This window comes from Brevibacillus sp. TJ4 (assembly GCF_044627595.2).
GTDB lineage: Bacteria > Bacillota > Bacilli > Brevibacillales > Brevibacillaceae > Brevibacillus.
The window spans coordinates 3591988-3609329 of record NZ_CP185865.1 but is presented as its reverse complement, the minus strand read 5'-3'; the positions used below and the strand labels follow the sequence as shown (position 1 = coordinate 3609329).

Below are 17342 nucleotides of genomic sequence, written 5' to 3'. Positions count from 1 at the left end.
CGAATACGCCGTTACTTCATTGGCACGCTTCATGCTAGAGAAAAGGGCAAGACTACTTGAGAGCACGTTTGGGAAGGGGAAACGTAGCCATGGAACAAGCCATGAAGAACTTTTTTCTGTTTCTGTCCAAAAATCAAACCTTGAATGCAGCGGCCAAAAAATGGGGTCTGCGCTTCGGGGCAAACCGTTTTGTGTCTGGCGAGACGATTGACGAGGCGATTGCTGTCGTTCGTCAACTGAATGAAAATGGGCTGACTTGCACGTTGGACCACCTGGGCGAGTTTGTCTTCAGCGTGGAGGAAGCAAACGAGTCTGCCGATTATTGCATCAAAACGCTGGAAGCGATTCACCGGTCCGGCGTCGATTGCAACCTGTCGCTGAAAATGACGTCGCTTGGCTTGGACATCAGCCGCGAGCTGTGCATGACCAACATGCGGCGGATTCTGGACACCGCCAAGCAGTATGGCAACATTTTCGTCCGCATCGACATGGAGGATTACGCCCACAACCAGGTGACGATGGACATTCTGGAAGAACTGCTGCACGAGTACGACAATGTGGGGACCGTGATTCAGGCGTATCTCTACAAGGCGGCGGATGACATCGAGAAGCTGAAGGACAAAAAGGTAAACTTCCGTCTGGTGAAAGGAGCCTACAAGGAATCGCCTGAGGTGGCTTTTCCGGAAAAGGCAGACACGGATGAGAACTACAAGAAGATCATCAGGCAGCATTTGCTCAATGGAGGCTACGCGGCGGTAGCGACACATGATGAACAAATCATTGCCTACGTGAAACAACTGGTCGAGGAGCACAACATTCCCCGCAGCCAGTTTGAATTCCAGATGCTGTACGGGATTCGCACCCAATCCCAGATCGACCTGGCCCGCGAAGGCTACAAGATGCGCGTCTACGTCCCGTACGGAAAAGACTGGTACGGATACTTCATGCGCCGCTTGGCGGAACGTCCGGCCAATGTCGCCTTTGTGCTGAAAGGAATGTTTAGCAAATAAACGGGTCGAAGCGAAGTGTCACCGATTGAAGGTGACACTTTTTTCTTTGAGGAGGTTTTGGTAGGATATGAAGGATGTGTTTTCGCAAGGAGGGAAGTACCCGTGTTTGCCACCACGATCTCGATGTGTCCCCCGTACTCGTTTGAAAGGCTGATGTACAGGCTGCAAACCCATCCCGATCCCCTGCTCACGCTTGATCCGACCAACCGAACGATCCGTTACATGTACGTGCTCGGAACAAAACCTGTATTGGCTCACATGCAGTTTACAGGCGGAGTGGATAATCCGGCGATCCGATTGTCTGCAGACGCCGCGCTGACCATTGCGGAGCAGCAACTGCTGGAGCAGAAAGTGCGCCATATGTTCAGTGCCGATGTGGACCTGACTTTGATCTATCGTCATATGCGGGAACACGAAAAACTCGCGCATCTGCCGGATAAATTTCGCGGACTTCGCTTTTTGCTCGATCCCGACCTGTTCCAGTCGATGGTCCGGACGATTATCGGGCAGCAGGTGAATCTCGCTTTTGCGACGGCGCTGACGTACCGCTTTATGGAGCTGGCAGGCAATTATATAGAAGACAGCGAAGGTGGCAAACAGTTCTCGTTTCCGACCGTAGAGGCTGTGTCCCGCCTGAAGCCCGAGGATTTGCGCCCGTTGCAGTTCAGCCAACGGAAGGCCGAATATATCATCGACTTTGCGCGGGCAATCGAGACCGGACAAATCGATCTGGAACGGTTGTGGCACATGGAGGATGAAGCGATTATCGCCTACCTGGGCAAACTGCGTGGAATCGGCAGGTGGTCGGTAGAGTGCCTGATGATGTTTGGCATGGGCAGGCTCGATTTGCTGCCTGCTGCAGATGTCGGGTTGCGCAACGGGATTCACCTCCTGTATGAGATGGCTGAAAAACCAGACGAAAAGCAAATCCGGCAGCTTGGCGAAAGCTGGGCGCCGTGGCGGAGCTATTATTCGCTCTATGTTTGGGAAATAATAGGGGAGGAAAAGCGGAAGGCAAAAAACAAGAAATAATTACAAGCGAAACAGCAGTTGATCAACGCAAAAAGGTGTAGTTATAATAAATAAAATTTCAAATAATTAAAAGTATTGGAGAGACAACATGAGAGATTTAACAAAAAGAGAGACGTTCACTGTAGGCTTGATGCTGTTTGCCTTGTTTTTCGGAGCAGGCAATATGATATTTCCTCCTGCTTTGGGACAGGCAGCAGGGGAGCATTTTTGGCAAGCGATGCTTGGCTTTGTCATCACCGGTGTCGGGTTGCCATTGTTGGGCGTTATCGCGGTCAGTCTCGGCGGCGGGAATTTGCAGGCGCTGGCAGGGCGCGTTCATCCTCTGTTTGGCATCATCTTTACGTTCATTGTATATTTGGCGATTGGTCCCCTGCTGGCGATCCCGCGCACAGGTACAGTCAGTTACGAAATGGCTGTCCTTCCGTTTTTGAGCGAAGAGATGAGAGAAAGCCGGTTGCCGCTTTTCATTACCACGATTGTCTATTTTGCGATCACGTACTGGCTCGCGCTCAATCCGTCCAAGCTGGTTGACCGGATCGGGAAAATTTTGACGCCAGCCTTGCTGATCATCATCGTCATTATGTACATTGCTACTTTCCTCAATCCGATCGGTCCAATCGGCGAACCTACCGAGGCATATGTTAACTCTTCCTTTATCAAAGGCTTCCTGGAGGGCTATCTGACGCTGGATGCGCTGGCTGCGATGGTGTTCGGGATCGTCGTCACTGCTTCTGTCAAAAACATGGGCGTAACGGAGCCCAGGAGCATTATGTGGTCGACGATCAAGGCTGCCGTGATCGCTGCCATTGGTCTGGGACTGGTCTATCTGGCTCTCGGCTACATGGGGGCGACGAGTTATACATTGGGACAGTCGGCAAACGGCGGGCAAATTTTGACGTCGATCGTACAATACCTGTTCGGCGGGCTGGGCTCTGCCATTTTGGGAACAGCCGTCCTGTTGGCGTGTCTGACTACCTCTGTCGGACTGGTGACAGCGTGCAGCCGCTTTTTCTCGGAAAATATTCGCGGCATCTCGTATCCGGTCATGGTCACTATTTTGAGTGTGTTCAGCGCTGCCGTCGCCAACGTCGGCCTGACGGAGCTGATCGCCTATTCGGTGCCGATGCTGATGATGATTTATCCGATCGGGATTGTACTGATGCTCTTGTCCTTCTTCCACAAGTGGTTCAGGGGTTATTCAGCCGTCTATATCGGAGCGATCGTGCTGACTGCTGCGATCAGCCTGGTCGATGGAGCGGTGATGCTGGGGCTGCCGGTTCAAGGAATCACGAAGTTTTACAGCTTTTTGCCGCTGTACGAGCAAGGTGTGGGCTGGATCTTCCCGGCTCTGGCAGGTGCTGTGATCGGGCTTTTCTGGGGAATCTTGACGCCCGCCCCGGAACGAATCGACTAAAAAAATACCAGCCGGAAAAGGGCGGTCTTGCGAGTGGTTAGCGCGCGGGATCGCCCTGTTTTTTGCGGGTGTACAGATGCCAATCATCTCCCGTCAACAATTATGTAAATCTGTGTTACCATAGAAAGGTTGAAACCTTTGGACACAATACGCCGTTTTACAGTTGGGGGGTTGAGATTGTGAGCCAAACAAAAGTGCTCGTCGCTGACGATGACCCGAATGTGTGTGAGATTATCCGCTTGTATTTTTCCAAGCAGCAAATCGAGTTGGTCGTCGCCGCGAACGGAAAGCAAGCAATCGAAATGGTAGAGAAAGAGACGCCGGATGTCGTTGTACTGGATGTAATGATGCCGGAGATGGATGGATTCGAAGCATGTCGGGAAATTCGGAAAAAATGGGATACCCCGATTATTATGCTGACTGCCAAAGACGAAGAGTTTGACCGCGTCCTCGGCCTGGAGCTGGGCGCTGATGATTATGTAACCAAACCGTTTAGTCCGCGTGAGCTGGTTGCCCGTATTCGCGCGATCCTGCGCCGGATGCAGCCGAAAGCGCGAGTGGAGGAAGAGGCGAGCGGTCCGCTCGTCTTCGATCAATTGACGATCGACATCGACAAGCGCGAGGTCATTTGCTGCGGGGAAAAAATCAGTTTTCGTCCCAAGGAATTCGACCTCCTCGTGCAACTGGCAAAATCGCCGGGCAGCGTCTTCTCCCGCGAACAGCTCCTGGAGCAGGTGTGGGGGTTTGACTACTACGGCGACGCCCGTACGATTGATGTTCATATCAAAAAAATCCGCAAGAGGCTCGATAAGCTGCCATACGAATGTATTCATACCGTGTGGGGCATCGGCTACAAGTTTGGGGTGGGCGACTGATGCTGGGAATGTCCAAAAGCATATTTCGCCGCCTGTTGTTCAGCTTTTTGGCTACTGTATTGTTAGGTTTGGGATTGTCCGGGATCCTCGTATCCTCGTTTGCCCGAACCTATATTTACGATGCCAAGGAAGAAGAACTGCTGCGGATGGCCAAAAAGGTAAACGCCGCCATCAAAAACAGTCCGCGCATTACCCGCAGCCTGCAAAACACGCTGATTTCGTACGACCAGTCTTTTGATACGCGCATCTGGCTGTTCGATACAAACGGAAAAATCGTCGCTACCTCGATGCAGGATGAAGTGTTTACCGGCAAATCCGTGGCGGTCTCGATCACCGAATCGGTATTGCAGGGGAAAAATGCGGTGTCGGAATTGCAGATTGAAGGACTGCAAGACCCGATGCTGTCCGTCTCTGTTCCCTGGGGGGAAGGCGAAAAAGTGTACGGGGGAATCATCCTGCACGCCCCGATCGAAGGGGTAGAGCGCACGGCGGCGCAAATGCGGGAAACGATCTTGTGGGCGACGCTGTTTGGCGTCGTTTTGTCTACGGCAATGGTCTCGTATTTGTCCTGGTCGATTTCACGTCCGTTGCGCACGATCGAACGGACGGCGACGGAGATCGGCAGGGGGAATTACTCTGAGCGGGTCGTGGTCGACACTTCCGACGAAATCAATGACCTCGCCCAGACGATCAACACACTGGCGGAAAAGCTGGAAAAGGTCGAGCGGGAGCGGCACCATCTGGAGCAGGTGCGCAATGATTTTCTCGCCAATGTGTCACATGAGTTGCGTACGCCATTGACCGCCATCCAGGGCTTTTTGGAGGCGTTGCAGGACGGATTGGTGGAAGAGGAAGAGGCGCGGCAAAAGTATTACGCCGTGATGTATTCGGAGACGATGCAGATCAATCGGCTGGTCGACGATCTGATGGACTTGATGAAGCTGGAAAACAACGAGGTCACGCTCGCTCGCTTCCCTGTCAATGTGGCAGAGCTGATCAACAAGATCGCTTTTTCCTTTACTCCCGAAGCGGAGGACAAAGGGATCGACCTGGCCGTGGAAACGGCAGACGATTTGCCGCAAATTTACGCTGATCCGGACAGGGTGGCGCAAATTATGAAAAACCTGGTGAAGAACGCGTTGAAATTTACCGAACAGGGAGAGGTGCGCCTGATCGCCGATGTCGATGACAAATACGTCCGTATTCGTGTGCAGGACACGGGAATGGGCATCGTCGCGGAGGACTTGCACCGGATCTGGGAGCGTTTCTTCAAAGTGGATCGCGGCCGTTCGCGCAAGGATAAAGGAACCGGACTCGGCCTGGCGATCGTCAAGGAGCTGGTCGAGCTGCACGAGGGAAAATGCAGCGTAGAGAGCGTGCCGGGCGAAGGAAGCACGTTTACTGTCTGGCTGCCGACAGTGGCGTATTATCGCCCTGTATCCTCCTGAAGGGAAACATGGTCATCGTTTTTTCATATTTTGATCATGCTTTTTTCCCAAATCGCACACAGATTGATTATCTTTCCCCCTTACGATATAGGTGTGACGGTGATACGGTCACGACACTTTAGAGAATACGAAAGGGGTTAATCGAAATGAATAAAAAATGGTTTTCTCTTGCAGCAGTAGCATTGCTTTTGTCTGGTAGCTTGGTGGCTTGCTCCAGCTCGGAATCTCCTGAGCCAGCAACACAAGATGGTGTAGAAACTCCAGCAACAGCTCCAGTAGGTGAGTCCGATTCTTCTACTGACGCTGACGCTTCGACAGACGCAGATGCTTCCACTGACGCAGATACTTCTACAGATGCTGACGCTTCTTTGGATACTGATGCATCTACTGACACAGACGCTTCCACCGATGCTGATGCCTCCGGCGAAGGTGAAGCTGACGCTGAAACCACAACTCCATAACGAAGCAATCGGATTACACCGCGTTCACTCCCTACCCCATTTAGGGTTCTCATAGATCGAGCTGTCCCGCCGCATATGCGTGGGACAGCTCCTTTTTTATGCGTTATGTGCTCTGCTTTTCTGCCACCTCATGGGTGTGCGGCTGCATGGTCGACAAGGCGACACCGGAGAAAATAAAGCATGCGCCGATGAAATAGCCGACTCCCAAATGCTCGTCTAGCAGCAGCCAGCCGAGCAAGCCGCCTACGACCGGCTGGATAAAGAAAAATCCCGCCCCGCTTCCCGCCTGCATCAGCTCGAAGCCTTTGTTCCACAGGTAAAAGGCTCCCGCCGTGGAAATGATCCCGATGTAGAGAATGCCCAGCCATATTTCCCAGCCGACATGCCAGTTCACCGGGGTCACAGCCAATTCCCAGACCATGACCGGGCTTGTAAAAACAAGCCCGAACAGAGCAGCATAGGTAGTGACGGACAGCGAAGAGTAAAGCTGTGTCGCTTTTTTGCTCAATACGGTGTACAGCCCCCAACTGACAGCAGCGACGAGCAGAATCAGGTTGCCCGTCACAGACGAGGCGCTAGCTTCTTCCCCAGGGATGCCGACGACGCTGACGACGCCGACGGTCGCCAGCAGGATGCCAGCCGATTGCCGCCAGTTCAAGCGTTCTTTCAGCAGCAGGACGGCAAACAGCGCGATAAACGCCGGGGATGCGGAGGTAATCAGCGCTCCCATATGTGCGGTGGAAAGTTTGGTGCCGACAAATTGAGCGGAAATCGAGATCGTGACCCCGACGAAGGCGACCGCCATCAGCAGAGGATAGTCTTTTCTGGCGATGTATTCTTTGCGGACGACGACAAAAGCGCCCAGGACGATAAGCGCGATGGCAAAACGCATGATCAGGAGCGTAAAGGGCGGAATCACATCCAGCACCACTTTGCTCACGACGTAGACGCCGCCCCAGATTGCGGCCGCCAAGGTAAGGCAGATTGCCCCAAACAGTTGTTGCTTCCAAGCTGTACCCATCATGTACGTGCCCCTCTCGGAATAAAATGTTTCTTCGTATTCCGCAGCAGGGGGACTGACTGGTGCCACCCGCTGCTAGGCGAGTGTGGGCACATCGCGTTCAAACAAGCGTCGAGCCATCTGCTTCACCTCTTCCTGTGAGACATATAGCGCTATTATACGAGGAAATTGGCAGAGAGAGTAGTCATATTATTTTGAATAAGATGTGAATGAATGTTCACTCATAGTCGTGATGTAAGGTATACTAGGTGCAAAAGCGTAAAAAAGCGTAGGAGGGGTCAGCATGCCACATCTGTTCCATTTGACGGTTCGATCGACCGACATTGATTCGATCGGCCACGTGAACAACGCCAAATACCTGGAATACATGGAGTGGGCAAGGTTTGACTGGATTATCAGCAAAGGCTTTACGCTTGAGGAGCTAAAGCGGCTGGGAGTCATGCCTGTCGTCGTCAACATCACGATCAACTATCGCAAAGAGCTGCGGATGCTCGAAGAAGTACAGATCAAAACTTCGCTGATCAAGCACGGGGAGAAGAGCTTTGTCCTGCGCCACAAGCTGTTCAACCAGGCACAGGAATTGGCGTCAGACGCCGATGTGACGATGGTGATGATCGACGCCAAGCTGCGAAAAGCGGTGCCGTTGCCGGAAGCGATCGTACAGGCGATGAAGGACGAGATGTAGATGGAGGGTTGCGTGTAGCGGGATGGCTGGTGTCTGCGCCTCTGCGCCGACCGAAAGGCACTTTGCAACCCGGGTGAGGGGACCAGTCTCTCGCTGTAATCCAGCGAGTCGACCGGTTGGTTGGGGTGCGGCCCCAAGTGCTAGTGGATCGCTTTCTTTTTAAATTGCCCTCCGCGAACGTCGTGAATATTGCCGACAGCGAGAAAGGCAGCAGGGTCTAGTTCTTCGACGATCGTTTTCAGCTTTGCTTCTTCCAGGCGGGTAATAATGCAGAAGATGACCTTCTTGTCCTCGCCTGAATAGCCGCCTTCGCCTTGCAGGTATGTGACGCCGCGGCCAAGTCGGGCAACGATCGCATCGCCCAAATCCTTGTACATTTCACTGATAATCCAGACAGACTTGGATTCCTGGAACCCTTCGATGGTCAAGTCGATCATTTTAAAGGCGATGTAGTAGGCGATCAGGGAATACATCGCATGATTCCAGCCGTACACAAATCCGGCGCTGCTCAGGATGAACAGGTTGATAAACATGACGATCTCACCGACAGAAAAAGGAGACTTTCGGTTCAGCAAAACAGCCACGATCTCCGTACCGTCCAGCGAGCCGCCGTAGCGCAGGACGATTCCTACTCCGATGCCGAGAATGATCCCACCGAAAACCGCAGCGAGAAACGGATCGTCTGTCAGGCGAGGGACAGAGTGAAGCAAAACGGTGCCAATCGACATGACGGTGACGCCGAACAGCGTCGAGAGAGCAAAGGTTTTCCCCATTTGCTTGTAACCGATGAACAGAAAGGGCAGATTGAGGATAAATAAAAAAACGCCCAGTGGAATCCCGCTAACATGCGCAGCGATAATCGAGACCCCGGTAATGCCTCCGTCGATGATCTCATTCGGAACGAAGAAAATTTCCAAAGCTACAGATACCAGGATCGCGCCAAACATAATGAACAAAGCTCTTTTCAGGATTTTGCCGATAGACACGTTTTTGTGTTTGATAGGATGTGATGATTGTTCCATCGCGACCTCCCTAGTTTCGTTTCGTCGTCTCCCTTTATTATAGCATTTCATGGAACAATGCGGGTGAAATGAAAGTGCAAATGTATTTCTCCTGAAATGAGAAAAAGCCCCGCAAGAAGCAGGGCCGTTTCATGTCAGTTACAGTTTTACTACGTTTTCAGCTTGTGGACCGCGGCTGCCTTCAACCACGTTGAATTCAACGCGTTGACCTTCTTCAAGGGTTTTGAAGCCGTCGCCTACGATTGCGCTGAAGTGAACGAATACATCGTTGCCGCCTTCAACTGCGATGAAGCCGTAGCCTTTTTCTGCGTTGAACCATTTTACAGTACCTGTTTGCATGGTGTTACCTCCAAAAGATAAAATAATATGCAACTTTTATTTTGGTAAAAATAAAAAATCACACATTGGAAAAGGTTCAAACATACGTGTAAACCCTTTACAATATGTGAACACTCGCATACCTTTTCTATTGCTTTCATCATAGCACAGCACACTTACAATTACAACTGGGCAGTTTTGGTTTTTGGAAATGGCGGTGCAGAGTTTTTTCTCCCACCGCCGTTTGGTTTGGTTCTAGGAGAACAGTTTCACGCGCTCGTCCAGGGACATAAACTGCTTTTCACCTGGTTCGGCCGTCGGTTTGCCAAATGGCATTTGTGCGATCAGCGCCCACGAGGTCGGGATGTTCCAGGTGCTTTTCACTTCAGCGTCGATCAGCGGATTGTAGTGCTGCAAGGAAGCGCCGAAGCCTTCTGCCTCCAGGGCGGTCCAGACGACGTACTGCAGCATGCCCGAAGACTGGTTGGACCAGACGGGGAAGTTGTCCTTGTAGTCCGCGAACTGCTGCTGCAGCTTCTCCACGACGCTGGTGTCCTCGAAAAAAAGGACGGTGCCGTATCCGCTGGCAAAGGCATTCATTTTTTCTTCGGTCGAGGAAAAGTGTTCGGCCGGAACGATTTTGCGCAAGGTTTCTTTCGTAATCGTCCACAGTTTATCGTGATGCTCGCCCAGCAACAAGACTACACGGGCGCTTTGCGAGTTAAAGGCAGAGGGCGTGTACTTCACGGCCTCTCTGACCAGCTCGTGAATGCGCTCGTCGGATGCCACCGGTTCCTTGCTGATTCCGTAGTAGGTGCGCCGTTTTTTCACGGCAGAAAAGAAGTCATTCGTCATCGTTCCCATGCTGTTGCCTCCTGTGTATTGGTCCATGCTACTACAAAGTATGGGTGGATGCCGCCCATTTTATGCCAAATGCAGGCGACGGCAGTCCGGCGTGCTGCGAGGACTTTACACAAAACGAAAGTAGCAGTAACGTGGAGAAGGGAAATCGTATCGAAACTGGACCAGAAAAGCTGGACAAAAAAAGAGGTGGAATCGTGGCAGCAGACGAGAAGTATACAAGGGTGCTGGTCGTCGCTTCCGTAGAGGCAGAGCGGGAAGCGCTATTGCAGGGACTTGCAGGTGACAGCAGGTTTGAAGTCGTCGTCGGCGGAGTCGGCCCGATGGCAGCCGCAGCCAGTACAGCCAGACACCTGGCACAAGAGGAGTACGACCTGGTCGTATGCGCGGGGATTTGCGGCGGATTTGCCGGAGTGGCCGAAGTAGGCTCGCTCGTGGTAGCAAGCGAGATCATCTGTGCCGATCTGGGCGCGGAGACGGCAGAAGGTTTCCTGAGTCTGGACGAGCTCGGGTTTGGCTCTGCCCGCGTGGCATTGGATCAGACACTCGTCTCCCGGGTGACTGCGGGGATGCAGCAGGCCGGTCTGCCGGTGACAGAGGCGCCTGTGCTGACGCTGTCAACGGTCACGGGCAGTGCCGAGACTGCAAAAGAGCTGTTGGCACGCGTACCGGATGCGGCAGCCGAGGCGATGGAGGGGTACGGTGTGGCGTGCGCGGCACAGCAACAGTCGCTCCCTGTCCTGGAAATCCGTACGGTCTCCAACCTGATCGGCCCGCGTGACAAGTCGGCGTGGCGGATCAAGGAAGCGTTGCAGATGCTTCAGAGAGCAAGCTCAGTATTACGGGAGGTATTATGATGATGAAAATCGCGTTTTCTCCATGTCCGAACGACACTTTTGTCTTTCACGCCTGGGCGCATGGCTTGATTCCGGGTGCCCCTGAACTGGACATCCTGTACGCGGATATTGATATTACCAACAACCTGGCCGACCGTCGGGAAGGTCCGGAAGTAATGAAAATTTCCTATGCAGCCCTGCCCTGGGTATTGTCCGATTACGCGCTATTGCCCTGCGGCGGCGCTTTGGGCCGAGGCTGCGGTCCGCTGGTGCTGACCAAAGGAGACAGTGCGGACACGAACGATCCTGCTCAGCTTTCAGGCAAGCGGGTGGCAGTGCCAAGCGAACGCTCCACGGCGTATTTGCTGTTTCGTCTCTGGGCTGCCCAAAATGTTCCGGGCGGCGTAGGCGAAATTGTGGTCATGCCGTTTCACCAGATCATGCCAGCCGTTCGCGACGGCTTGATCGACGCAGGGCTGGTCATTCACGAAGCCCGTTTTACGTACCAGAACTACGGGCTGAACCTGTTGGAAGACATGGGGAACTGGTGGGAGCAGGATACCGGTCTGCCGATCCCGTTGGGTGCGATCATTGCCCGCAGACATCTCGACGTGCAATCTTTGACCAACTGGACCCGCGCTTCTGTGGAATACGCCTGGGCGAATCCGGACGCTTCCCTCGACTACGTAATGAGCCACGCCCAGGAGATGTCTCCTGAGGTGGCAAAGGCCCACATCGATCTGTACGTGAATGAATTTACGAGAAATCTGGGCGACGAAGGATATGCCGCCATTACCGCTTTGCTGGGACGGGCGGCAGAGCAAGGGCTTGTCCCTGCATTCGATTTGGCGCTGCTGAAAAAATAGCGAAACAGACGAAGACGCAGATTGGCGAAATCAATCTGCGTCTTTTCTTACATATAGCTCGCCTGTACGAGACCGCAGGCGAGACGTTTTCCTGCATTTCCGGACGGCTGGCTGCGAAAGTCGTCAGGGTTTTGGTGCAAAATGACGGTTTTGCCCACCGCTTCGGCGGCGCTCAGCTTGTTGGTGAAAAAGGTCATGCGGGCGTACCCGTCATTGGAGAACAGGACGGGAAAGTCGCCGGCGTGGTTGCCGTGGGGCTGACGGGTCGGATTCCAGTGCTCTCCTGCTGCCAGGAACGGATTGTTGGGATCGCCGACGGCGCAGGAGCCGTTTTCATGCAGATGAAAGCTGATCGGTCCGATCGGCTGCTGACCATCTCTGGCAGGCTGATAAGGAGGAAGGCCGCTCACCTCGATAAACACATCGCACCCGTAGGGCACGTCGGTGAAGACGACGTAGCCACGGATATGAGGAGCTAGCGGACCGCCGTGGATTTCGGCCACGGCTTCGCTCGGGCCGCGCCCGTACTGGGAGGATACGGGATGCGGAAAGGACAGTGGCATATACGCGTTGGGTAGAAAGCCATACATTCACTCGATCATCCTTGTCGTGTTTGTTTGGCTTATTGTATGTGCCAGGAGGGCGGCAGGTGCATGCCCAGCCCACCCGGAAAGTGTGCGTGTATTACGCCTGCTCGTTGCGCCCGACCAAGATCGAAAAGTCGACGCTGACCGCAGACAGCCCCGTCTGCAACAGCCGTTCGCGCTGCTCCTCCGTCGCTCCCCAGGACAGCGGGGTCATTTGGAGCAGGTGGGGCAGATTGCTCGGCTCGATTTGTGCCGTGTACTGGACCCGTATCGTTTCCAGCAATGCAAACTGGCGGCGAAACAGCGCGGTCGTCTCTTCATTGGTATACGTCTGCCGCTCATCCAGGACGTACAGGCTCTCCCGCAGCTCGCGGAGGTAGTCTTGTTCCGGGACGACCTTGAGCACGATCCCGTCTTCGCTGAGCAGCCGCTGGAATTGGGCGTAGTTGGCCGGAGAGAGGATGTTGAGGATCGCTGTGTATTGCTTGTCGGCAAACGGACAGTTGGCCAGATCAGCCACACACCAGAGGGAGCGCGAAGTCTCGCTGGTCGCCAGTGCGATCGCATCCTTGGACACGTCGATCCCGACGCCTATCACATCACTGCTCGTCCTGTCGCCGATCATGTGCTGGATGTGCGCCAGGTGTGAGCCTTCGCCGCAACCGGCATCGAGGATGCGAATCGGCTCTCGCGTATGCGTCTGCCGTGACAGAATAGCCTCACTCAGTTTGCTGAGCAGCGGATCGAAAAAGCCGCTTTTGCTGATCAGCTTGCGCGAGGCAAACATCTCCCTGGCGTACGCAGCCTTTACCGGGTGAGTCAGCAAATTGACGTACCCCTGCCTGGCAAGATCGAAACAATGCTGGTTGGAGCAAACCAGGCTGCTCTCTTGCACCACGTGCATCGGGCTTGCGCACAGCGGGCAGACAAACAGCTCCTCCCACGCCGCGAATAGCTGTGCCGCTTCGGTTTTTTTCTTGTTTTTGGACATAGATACGCTCTTTTCACAATGAGATTTTTTCCATGCCTATTGTAGAACAGATGAATTCCCAGGGGCAAGAAAAGAGGAGCAGCCAGTGCTCCTCTCATGCTTTAAGAACCGATATGGAATTTGTTGACCTGTTTTTCCAGATTGGCTGCCATCTCCGACAAACGGGAGCTGGCAAGAGAAATGTCCTCGGCGGTCGCAAGCTGTTTTTCGGTAGAGTCGGAGACGTTTTGCATCATCTGCAACGTATCTTCCGAGATGGAAGTAATACCGGACACCGACGCCGTCACTTCTTCCACGCTGGCTGACATCTGCTGGGCTGTAGCGGCTACATCCGTGATCTGCTCGCCGATCCGCTCCATGGAAGAGAGAATTTCCCGGAAGCTGTGCTGCGTTAGGGAGATGACTTCAAGCCCGCTCTGGACGTCGTCTGCCACCCGATTGATGGAATCGGTGGAGCGGATGATATCGAGCTGTACTTCCTGGATCAACTGCGAAATGCGTGCGGACGACTGCTGTGACTGCTCGGCCAGCTTGCGTACTTCGTCGGCTACGACGGCAAAACCTCGACCGTGCTCGCCTGCCCGTGCCGCTTCGATAGCTGCATTCAAGGCCAACAGATTCGTTTGATTGGCGATCTCGTTGATCAACGTAGAGATTTCGCCGATTTCTTTGGAGCGGTAGTCCAGCGCCTGGATCGCTTCCCCGCTTTCTTTGACGGAGTGGTAGATCGCCTGGATTTGCTGGGCGGTTTGCTCGACAAACTGTCCACCTTGTCTGGCGTGATTGGTCGCGTCAGTTCCTTTTTCAGCAGCCAGTGTAGAGCTTTCGGCGATGTTTTGAATTCCGTGGCTGACTTCCTCCAGGGCTTTTTCGCTTTCCGCCACCATTGTCGCCTGCGATTGCGCGCTGTTGGCGACTTCCTGCATGGAGGCTGTGATTTGCTGGGTAGCATGTTTGGATTCTTCTGTCCCGGAAGAGATTTGTCCTGCGGATGCAGCGACTTGCCCCGACATATGGATAACCTGTTGAATCGTTTCGCGCAGATTTTGCTGCATGTGGTTGTAGCTGCGTGCCAGATCGCCGAGTTCATCTGAGGATCGATCGTCCATGACGATGGTGAGATTGCCTTTTCCGGCTTGTTCCAAAGCGGTGGATACGGCGGCCAACCGCTTTCTCAGCCCTCGCGTAAACAACAGCAGGATCACCAAGGCGAGCGCGATACTGACGCTAAGCAAAAGCAAAAACGTAAAGCGGAATTGTTGGATCGTTTCGTCGATCATGGCTTGAGAGGCGCCCACATAGAAAATCCCGATGGCTTCCCCGGCAGCGTTCACGATCGGTCTGTAGGCGGTCTGGTAGTTATGCCCGGCTACATTTGCTTCTCCGTAGTAGTTGGACCGGTTTTGCAACACGATTTCCGCGACGTGAGGAGATACCTGGGTTCCGATGGCCCGTTCCCCCTCAGGAGTCAGGACATTGGTGGCGATACGCGTGTCGCCTTGGAAGATCGTGACGGTGTCACCTGTTAATTGACCAATTTCGTCGACAATGTCAAACTTTTCATTGAAGAGGTGGTTTCCTTTGTACAACTTCCCGTCTTTTATGTGCCAATCGCCGGGATAGAGGGTGGAGAGATAACGATAGGAGATCTCCAAATCTCCTTTTGCTTTTTCGATCGCGACATTCTTGATTCCTTTGGTGAGCTGGTCAACCACAGTGAAACCGATCGCTGTGCTCAACAGGAGCAAAATGGCGATGACAATGAGGTTGATTTTATTGCCTAACGTGAGTCTTTTTCTAAACTGCATGTCTATCTCCCCAATTACATAGTTGTATACTTTATCTTTGTCGGCAATTATATCGAAGGAGATTAGTATTAAGATACATATGAAAATTCAGTATAAACAAATTTTGGCAGCGAAGCGAGGGGAAATGACATGGATAAGCGGAAGTGCGTGGGAAATGCTTTGGCAGACATGCGGTTTCATCACAACTACAAAGATGATGCAGCACTGCGCGACAGCTTTTTCGCTCTGGCGGCGAGCACATTTGGCATCCGGTTTGACAAGTGGCATGAAAGAGGCTTCTGGAATGAGCGGTATATCCCGTATTCCTTTGCCGTCAAAGAGCAAGTGATCGCCAACGTATCGGCAAACCTGCTCGACCTGGTGATCGAGGGAGAGCGCAAGAGGGCTGTACAGATTGGAACGGTTATGACACATCCCGACTATCGCAATCAAGGCTTATCGACGGAGCTGATGAACCGGGTGATGGCGGAATATGAGGGGCGGTATGATGTCATGTATCTTTTTGCCAATGAAAGTGTGCTCGATTTTTATCCGCGATTTGGCTTTCAGGCGGTAGAGGAACGTCTGTTCACGCTTGCCTATACACCAACTGTAGCGGGCAGAGGGCGAGCGGGGGTCCGAAGGCTGGACGTGGAAAAAGAAGAGGATCTTCGTCTCCTATACACATATGCCTGCGAGCGGATGCCTGTATCCCGGCGCTTTGCTACCGAACGCGCTGAGGGGATTTTCATGTTCCACTGTTTGCAGGCTTTCCCGGATGATCTCTACTATTTGCCGGAGGAGGACGCCGTTGTCATCTGCAAGCAAGCGGAGAACCGGCTGGAGCTGTTCGATCTCGTCAGCAAGCGAGAGGTTCGCATCCGCGACGTCCTGGCGAAAATGGCTGGTCCGGATACCGGGCAGGTCGTCTTTCACTTTACTCCCGACGATCCGGCGATTGCAGTGGAGGACGCGCCGTTTTCGAGCGGGTTGTTTGTCATTGCCGAGGGCGGCAGTCGGTATCCTGCTGCTCTCAAGCATCCCCTGACGTCGATTGCCTGAGGTGGAGCCGGAAGTTCACGCAGTACAATGGATAAAAAAGGAGAGTGGTGCCAGTGGAAAACAGGCGTGTGCGCTTTTACGCCTTTGGACGCCCGGCGGAGGTGCTGCAGGTGGAGCGCCAGCACAGGGAGCGGCCAGCATACGGAGAGGTGTCGGTCCGCATGCTGGCAAGTCCGATCAACCCGTCAGACCTGATTCCGGTCACAGGAGCATATGCACATCGGATCGCGCTGCCCGGTGTGCCCGGTTATGAAGGAGTCGGCGTCGTGGAGGATGTCGGCCCTGGCGTCGTCCAGGACTTGCTCGGCAAGCGCGTACTGCCGCTGCGGGGAGAAGGGACGTGGCAGGAGTACGTCCGGGCGCCGGCGGAGTGGGTCGTTTCCGTACCTGCCGAGATCGATGACGACACTGCCGCACAAGCGTATATCAATCCGGTCACAGCCTGGGTCATCTGTACCGGGGTGCTTCAGTTGAAGCCGGACGACATCGTGCTGGTCAACGCATGCGGTTCGGCGATTGGCCGCATCTTTGCGCAATTGGCGAAGCATATGGGCTTTCGTCTGATCGCCGTGACGCGAAATGGCGTGCATACAGAAGAACTGCTGCGGCTGGGGGCATGGCGGGTGGTCGACACGGCGGTCAGCCCGTTGCAGCAGACCGTACGGGAGCTTAGTCAGGGGATGGGGGCAAAAGCGGCCATCGATTCGGTAGGAGGTGCGGCAGGGACAGAATTGGCGTTTTGCTTGCAGCCGCATGGCGTGTTTTTGGCGCTCGGCCTCTTGTCCGGCATCCCGGTAGACTGGGCGAGCATCGCGGGCAGAGGAGACATCGCGGTGAGCATGTTTCATTTGCGTCATTGGAATGAACGGGTGTCGGTCGAGACGTGGCAGGAGACATTTCATCGCGTGTGGAGCCTGATGCGAGACGGTGCGGTGAAGATGAACAAGCCGAAAGCCAGATTTGATCTGGCTGATGTGCAGCAGGCAGTTCGATTGGCTGAGGCTGGAGGAGTGGGCAAAGTGTTGCTCACAGGCGCATCGCTTGCAAACCGATAAACCTCCAATTG

18 protein-coding genes are annotated in these 17342 nt (G+C 53.8%); 11 read left to right on the top strand and 7 right to left on the bottom strand.

What is annotated here, in order from left to right:
- The first annotated feature begins 89 nt into the window (after positions 1 to 89).
- The 6 genes from ACAF76_RS17680 (at position 90) to ACAF76_RS17655 (ending at position 6240) form a co-directional block, all read left to right on the top strand.
- Positions 90 to 1010, top strand: a complete 921-nt coding sequence (locus ACAF76_RS17680; RefSeq protein ID WP_421616996.1) for a proline dehydrogenase family protein — start codon at positions 90 to 92, stop codon at positions 1008 to 1010.
- Positions 1011 to 1112: 102 nt separating this feature from the next.
- Positions 1113 to 2042: a DNA-3-methyladenine glycosylase family protein gene (locus ACAF76_RS17675; protein WP_421616995.1), complete on the top strand. Its 930-nt coding sequence runs from the start codon at positions 1113 to 1115 to the stop codon at positions 2040 to 2042.
- A gap of 88 nt (positions 2043 to 2130) precedes the next feature.
- Positions 2131 to 3456 carry a branched-chain amino acid transport system II carrier protein gene (gene brnQ / locus ACAF76_RS17670; RefSeq protein WP_421616994.1) on the top strand — a complete coding sequence of 442 codons (1326 nt, stop codon included), beginning with the start codon at positions 2131 to 2133 and terminating at the stop codon, positions 3454 to 3456.
- A 179-nt stretch (positions 3457 to 3635) separates the two neighbouring features.
- Positions 3636 to 4331 (top strand): response regulator transcription factor, encoded by a 696-nt coding sequence (locus tag ACAF76_RS17665; protein ID WP_421616993.1) that lies wholly within the window; start codon positions 3636 to 3638, stop codon positions 4329 to 4331.
- Entirely contained in the window at positions 4331 to 5779 is a 1449-nt protein-coding gene (locus ACAF76_RS17660) for an ATP-binding protein (protein WP_421616992.1), read from the top strand. The genes ACAF76_RS17665 and ACAF76_RS17660 overlap by 1 nt, the downstream gene beginning before the upstream one ends.
- A gap of 146 nt (positions 5780 to 5925) precedes the next feature.
- Positions 5926 to 6240 carry a hypothetical protein gene (locus tag ACAF76_RS17655; protein ID WP_421616991.1) on the top strand — a complete coding sequence of 105 codons (315 nt, stop codon included), beginning with the start codon at positions 5926 to 5928 and terminating at the stop codon, positions 6238 to 6240.
- A 103-nt stretch (positions 6241 to 6343) separates the two neighbouring features.
- Here ACAF76_RS17655 and ACAF76_RS17650 read toward each other — a convergent pair whose 3' ends face one another.
- Positions 6344 to 7264 carry a DMT family transporter gene (locus ACAF76_RS17650; RefSeq protein ID WP_421616990.1) on the bottom strand — a complete coding sequence of 307 codons (921 nt, stop codon included), beginning with the start codon at positions 7262 to 7264 and terminating at the stop codon, positions 6344 to 6346.
- A 280-nt stretch (positions 7265 to 7544) separates the two neighbouring features.
- Here ACAF76_RS17650 and ACAF76_RS17645 point away from each other — a divergent pair, with 280 nt between their 5' ends.
- Positions 7545 to 7946, top strand: a complete 402-nt coding sequence (locus tag ACAF76_RS17645; protein WP_421616989.1) for an acyl-CoA thioesterase — start codon at positions 7545 to 7547, stop codon at positions 7944 to 7946.
- A 140-nt stretch (positions 7947 to 8086) separates the two neighbouring features.
- Here the strand turns inward: ACAF76_RS17645 and ACAF76_RS17640 are convergent, their stop codons facing one another.
- The 3 genes from ACAF76_RS17640 to ACAF76_RS17630 all read right to left on the bottom strand — a co-directional run bounded on the left by ACAF76_RS17640 (position 8087) and on the right by ACAF76_RS17630 (position 10141).
- The gene (locus ACAF76_RS17640; RefSeq protein ID WP_421616988.1) at positions 8087 to 8968 is read right to left on the bottom strand and encodes a YitT family protein; all 882 of its coding nucleotides are present in this window, start codon (positions 8966 to 8968) and stop codon (positions 8087 to 8089) included.
- Positions 8969 to 9106: 138 nt separating this feature from the next.
- A complete protein-coding gene (locus tag ACAF76_RS17635) occupies positions 9107 to 9307 on the bottom strand; it encodes a cold-shock protein (RefSeq protein WP_421616987.1) in 201 nt (66 codons plus the stop codon).
- A 234-nt stretch (positions 9308 to 9541) separates the two neighbouring features.
- A complete protein-coding gene (locus tag ACAF76_RS17630) occupies positions 9542 to 10141 on the bottom strand; it encodes a nitroreductase family protein (RefSeq protein ID WP_421617926.1) in 600 nt (199 codons plus the stop codon).
- Between the two features lie 203 nt (positions 10142 to 10344).
- Between ACAF76_RS17630 and ACAF76_RS17625 the strand changes: the two genes are divergently transcribed.
- Both ACAF76_RS17625 and ACAF76_RS17620 read left to right on the top strand, forming a co-directional pair.
- Entirely contained in the window at positions 10345 to 11004 is a 660-nt protein-coding gene (locus tag ACAF76_RS17625) for a futalosine hydrolase (protein WP_421616986.1), read from the top strand.
- Positions 11005 to 11006: 2 nt separating this feature from the next.
- A complete protein-coding gene (locus ACAF76_RS17620; protein WP_421617925.1) occupies positions 11007 to 11849 on the top strand; it encodes a 1,4-dihydroxy-6-naphthoate synthase in 843 nt (280 codons plus the stop codon).
- A gap of 47 nt (positions 11850 to 11896) precedes the next feature.
- On the opposite strand, the gene ACAF76_RS17615 is transcribed toward ACAF76_RS17620, so the two are convergent.
- The 3 genes from ACAF76_RS17615 to ACAF76_RS17605 all read right to left on the bottom strand — a co-directional run bounded on the left by ACAF76_RS17615 (position 11897) and on the right by ACAF76_RS17605 (position 15235).
- Positions 11897 to 12439 carry a superoxide dismutase family protein gene (locus ACAF76_RS17615; protein WP_421616985.1) on the bottom strand — a complete coding sequence of 181 codons (543 nt, stop codon included), beginning with the start codon at positions 12437 to 12439 and terminating at the stop codon, positions 11897 to 11899.
- Positions 12440 to 12533: 94 nt separating this feature from the next.
- A complete protein-coding gene (locus tag ACAF76_RS17610; protein WP_421616984.1) occupies positions 12534 to 13427 on the bottom strand; it encodes a putative RNA methyltransferase in 894 nt (297 codons plus the stop codon).
- A 101-nt stretch (positions 13428 to 13528) separates the two neighbouring features.
- Entirely contained in the window at positions 13529 to 15235 is a 1707-nt protein-coding gene (locus ACAF76_RS17605) for a methyl-accepting chemotaxis protein (protein ID WP_421616983.1), read from the bottom strand.
- Positions 15236 to 15364: 129 nt separating this feature from the next.
- Between ACAF76_RS17605 and ACAF76_RS17600 the strand changes: the two genes are divergently transcribed.
- Positions 15365 to 16276, top strand: coding sequence for a GNAT family N-acetyltransferase (locus ACAF76_RS17600; RefSeq protein WP_421616982.1), 912 nt, complete (start codon positions 15365 to 15367; stop codon positions 16274 to 16276).
- A 53-nt stretch (positions 16277 to 16329) separates the two neighbouring features.
- The gene (locus ACAF76_RS17595; protein ID WP_421616981.1) at positions 16330 to 17331 is read left to right on the top strand and encodes a zinc-dependent alcohol dehydrogenase family protein; all 1002 of its coding nucleotides are present in this window, start codon (positions 16330 to 16332) and stop codon (positions 17329 to 17331) included.
- Positions 17332 to 17342: the final 11 nt, after the last annotated feature.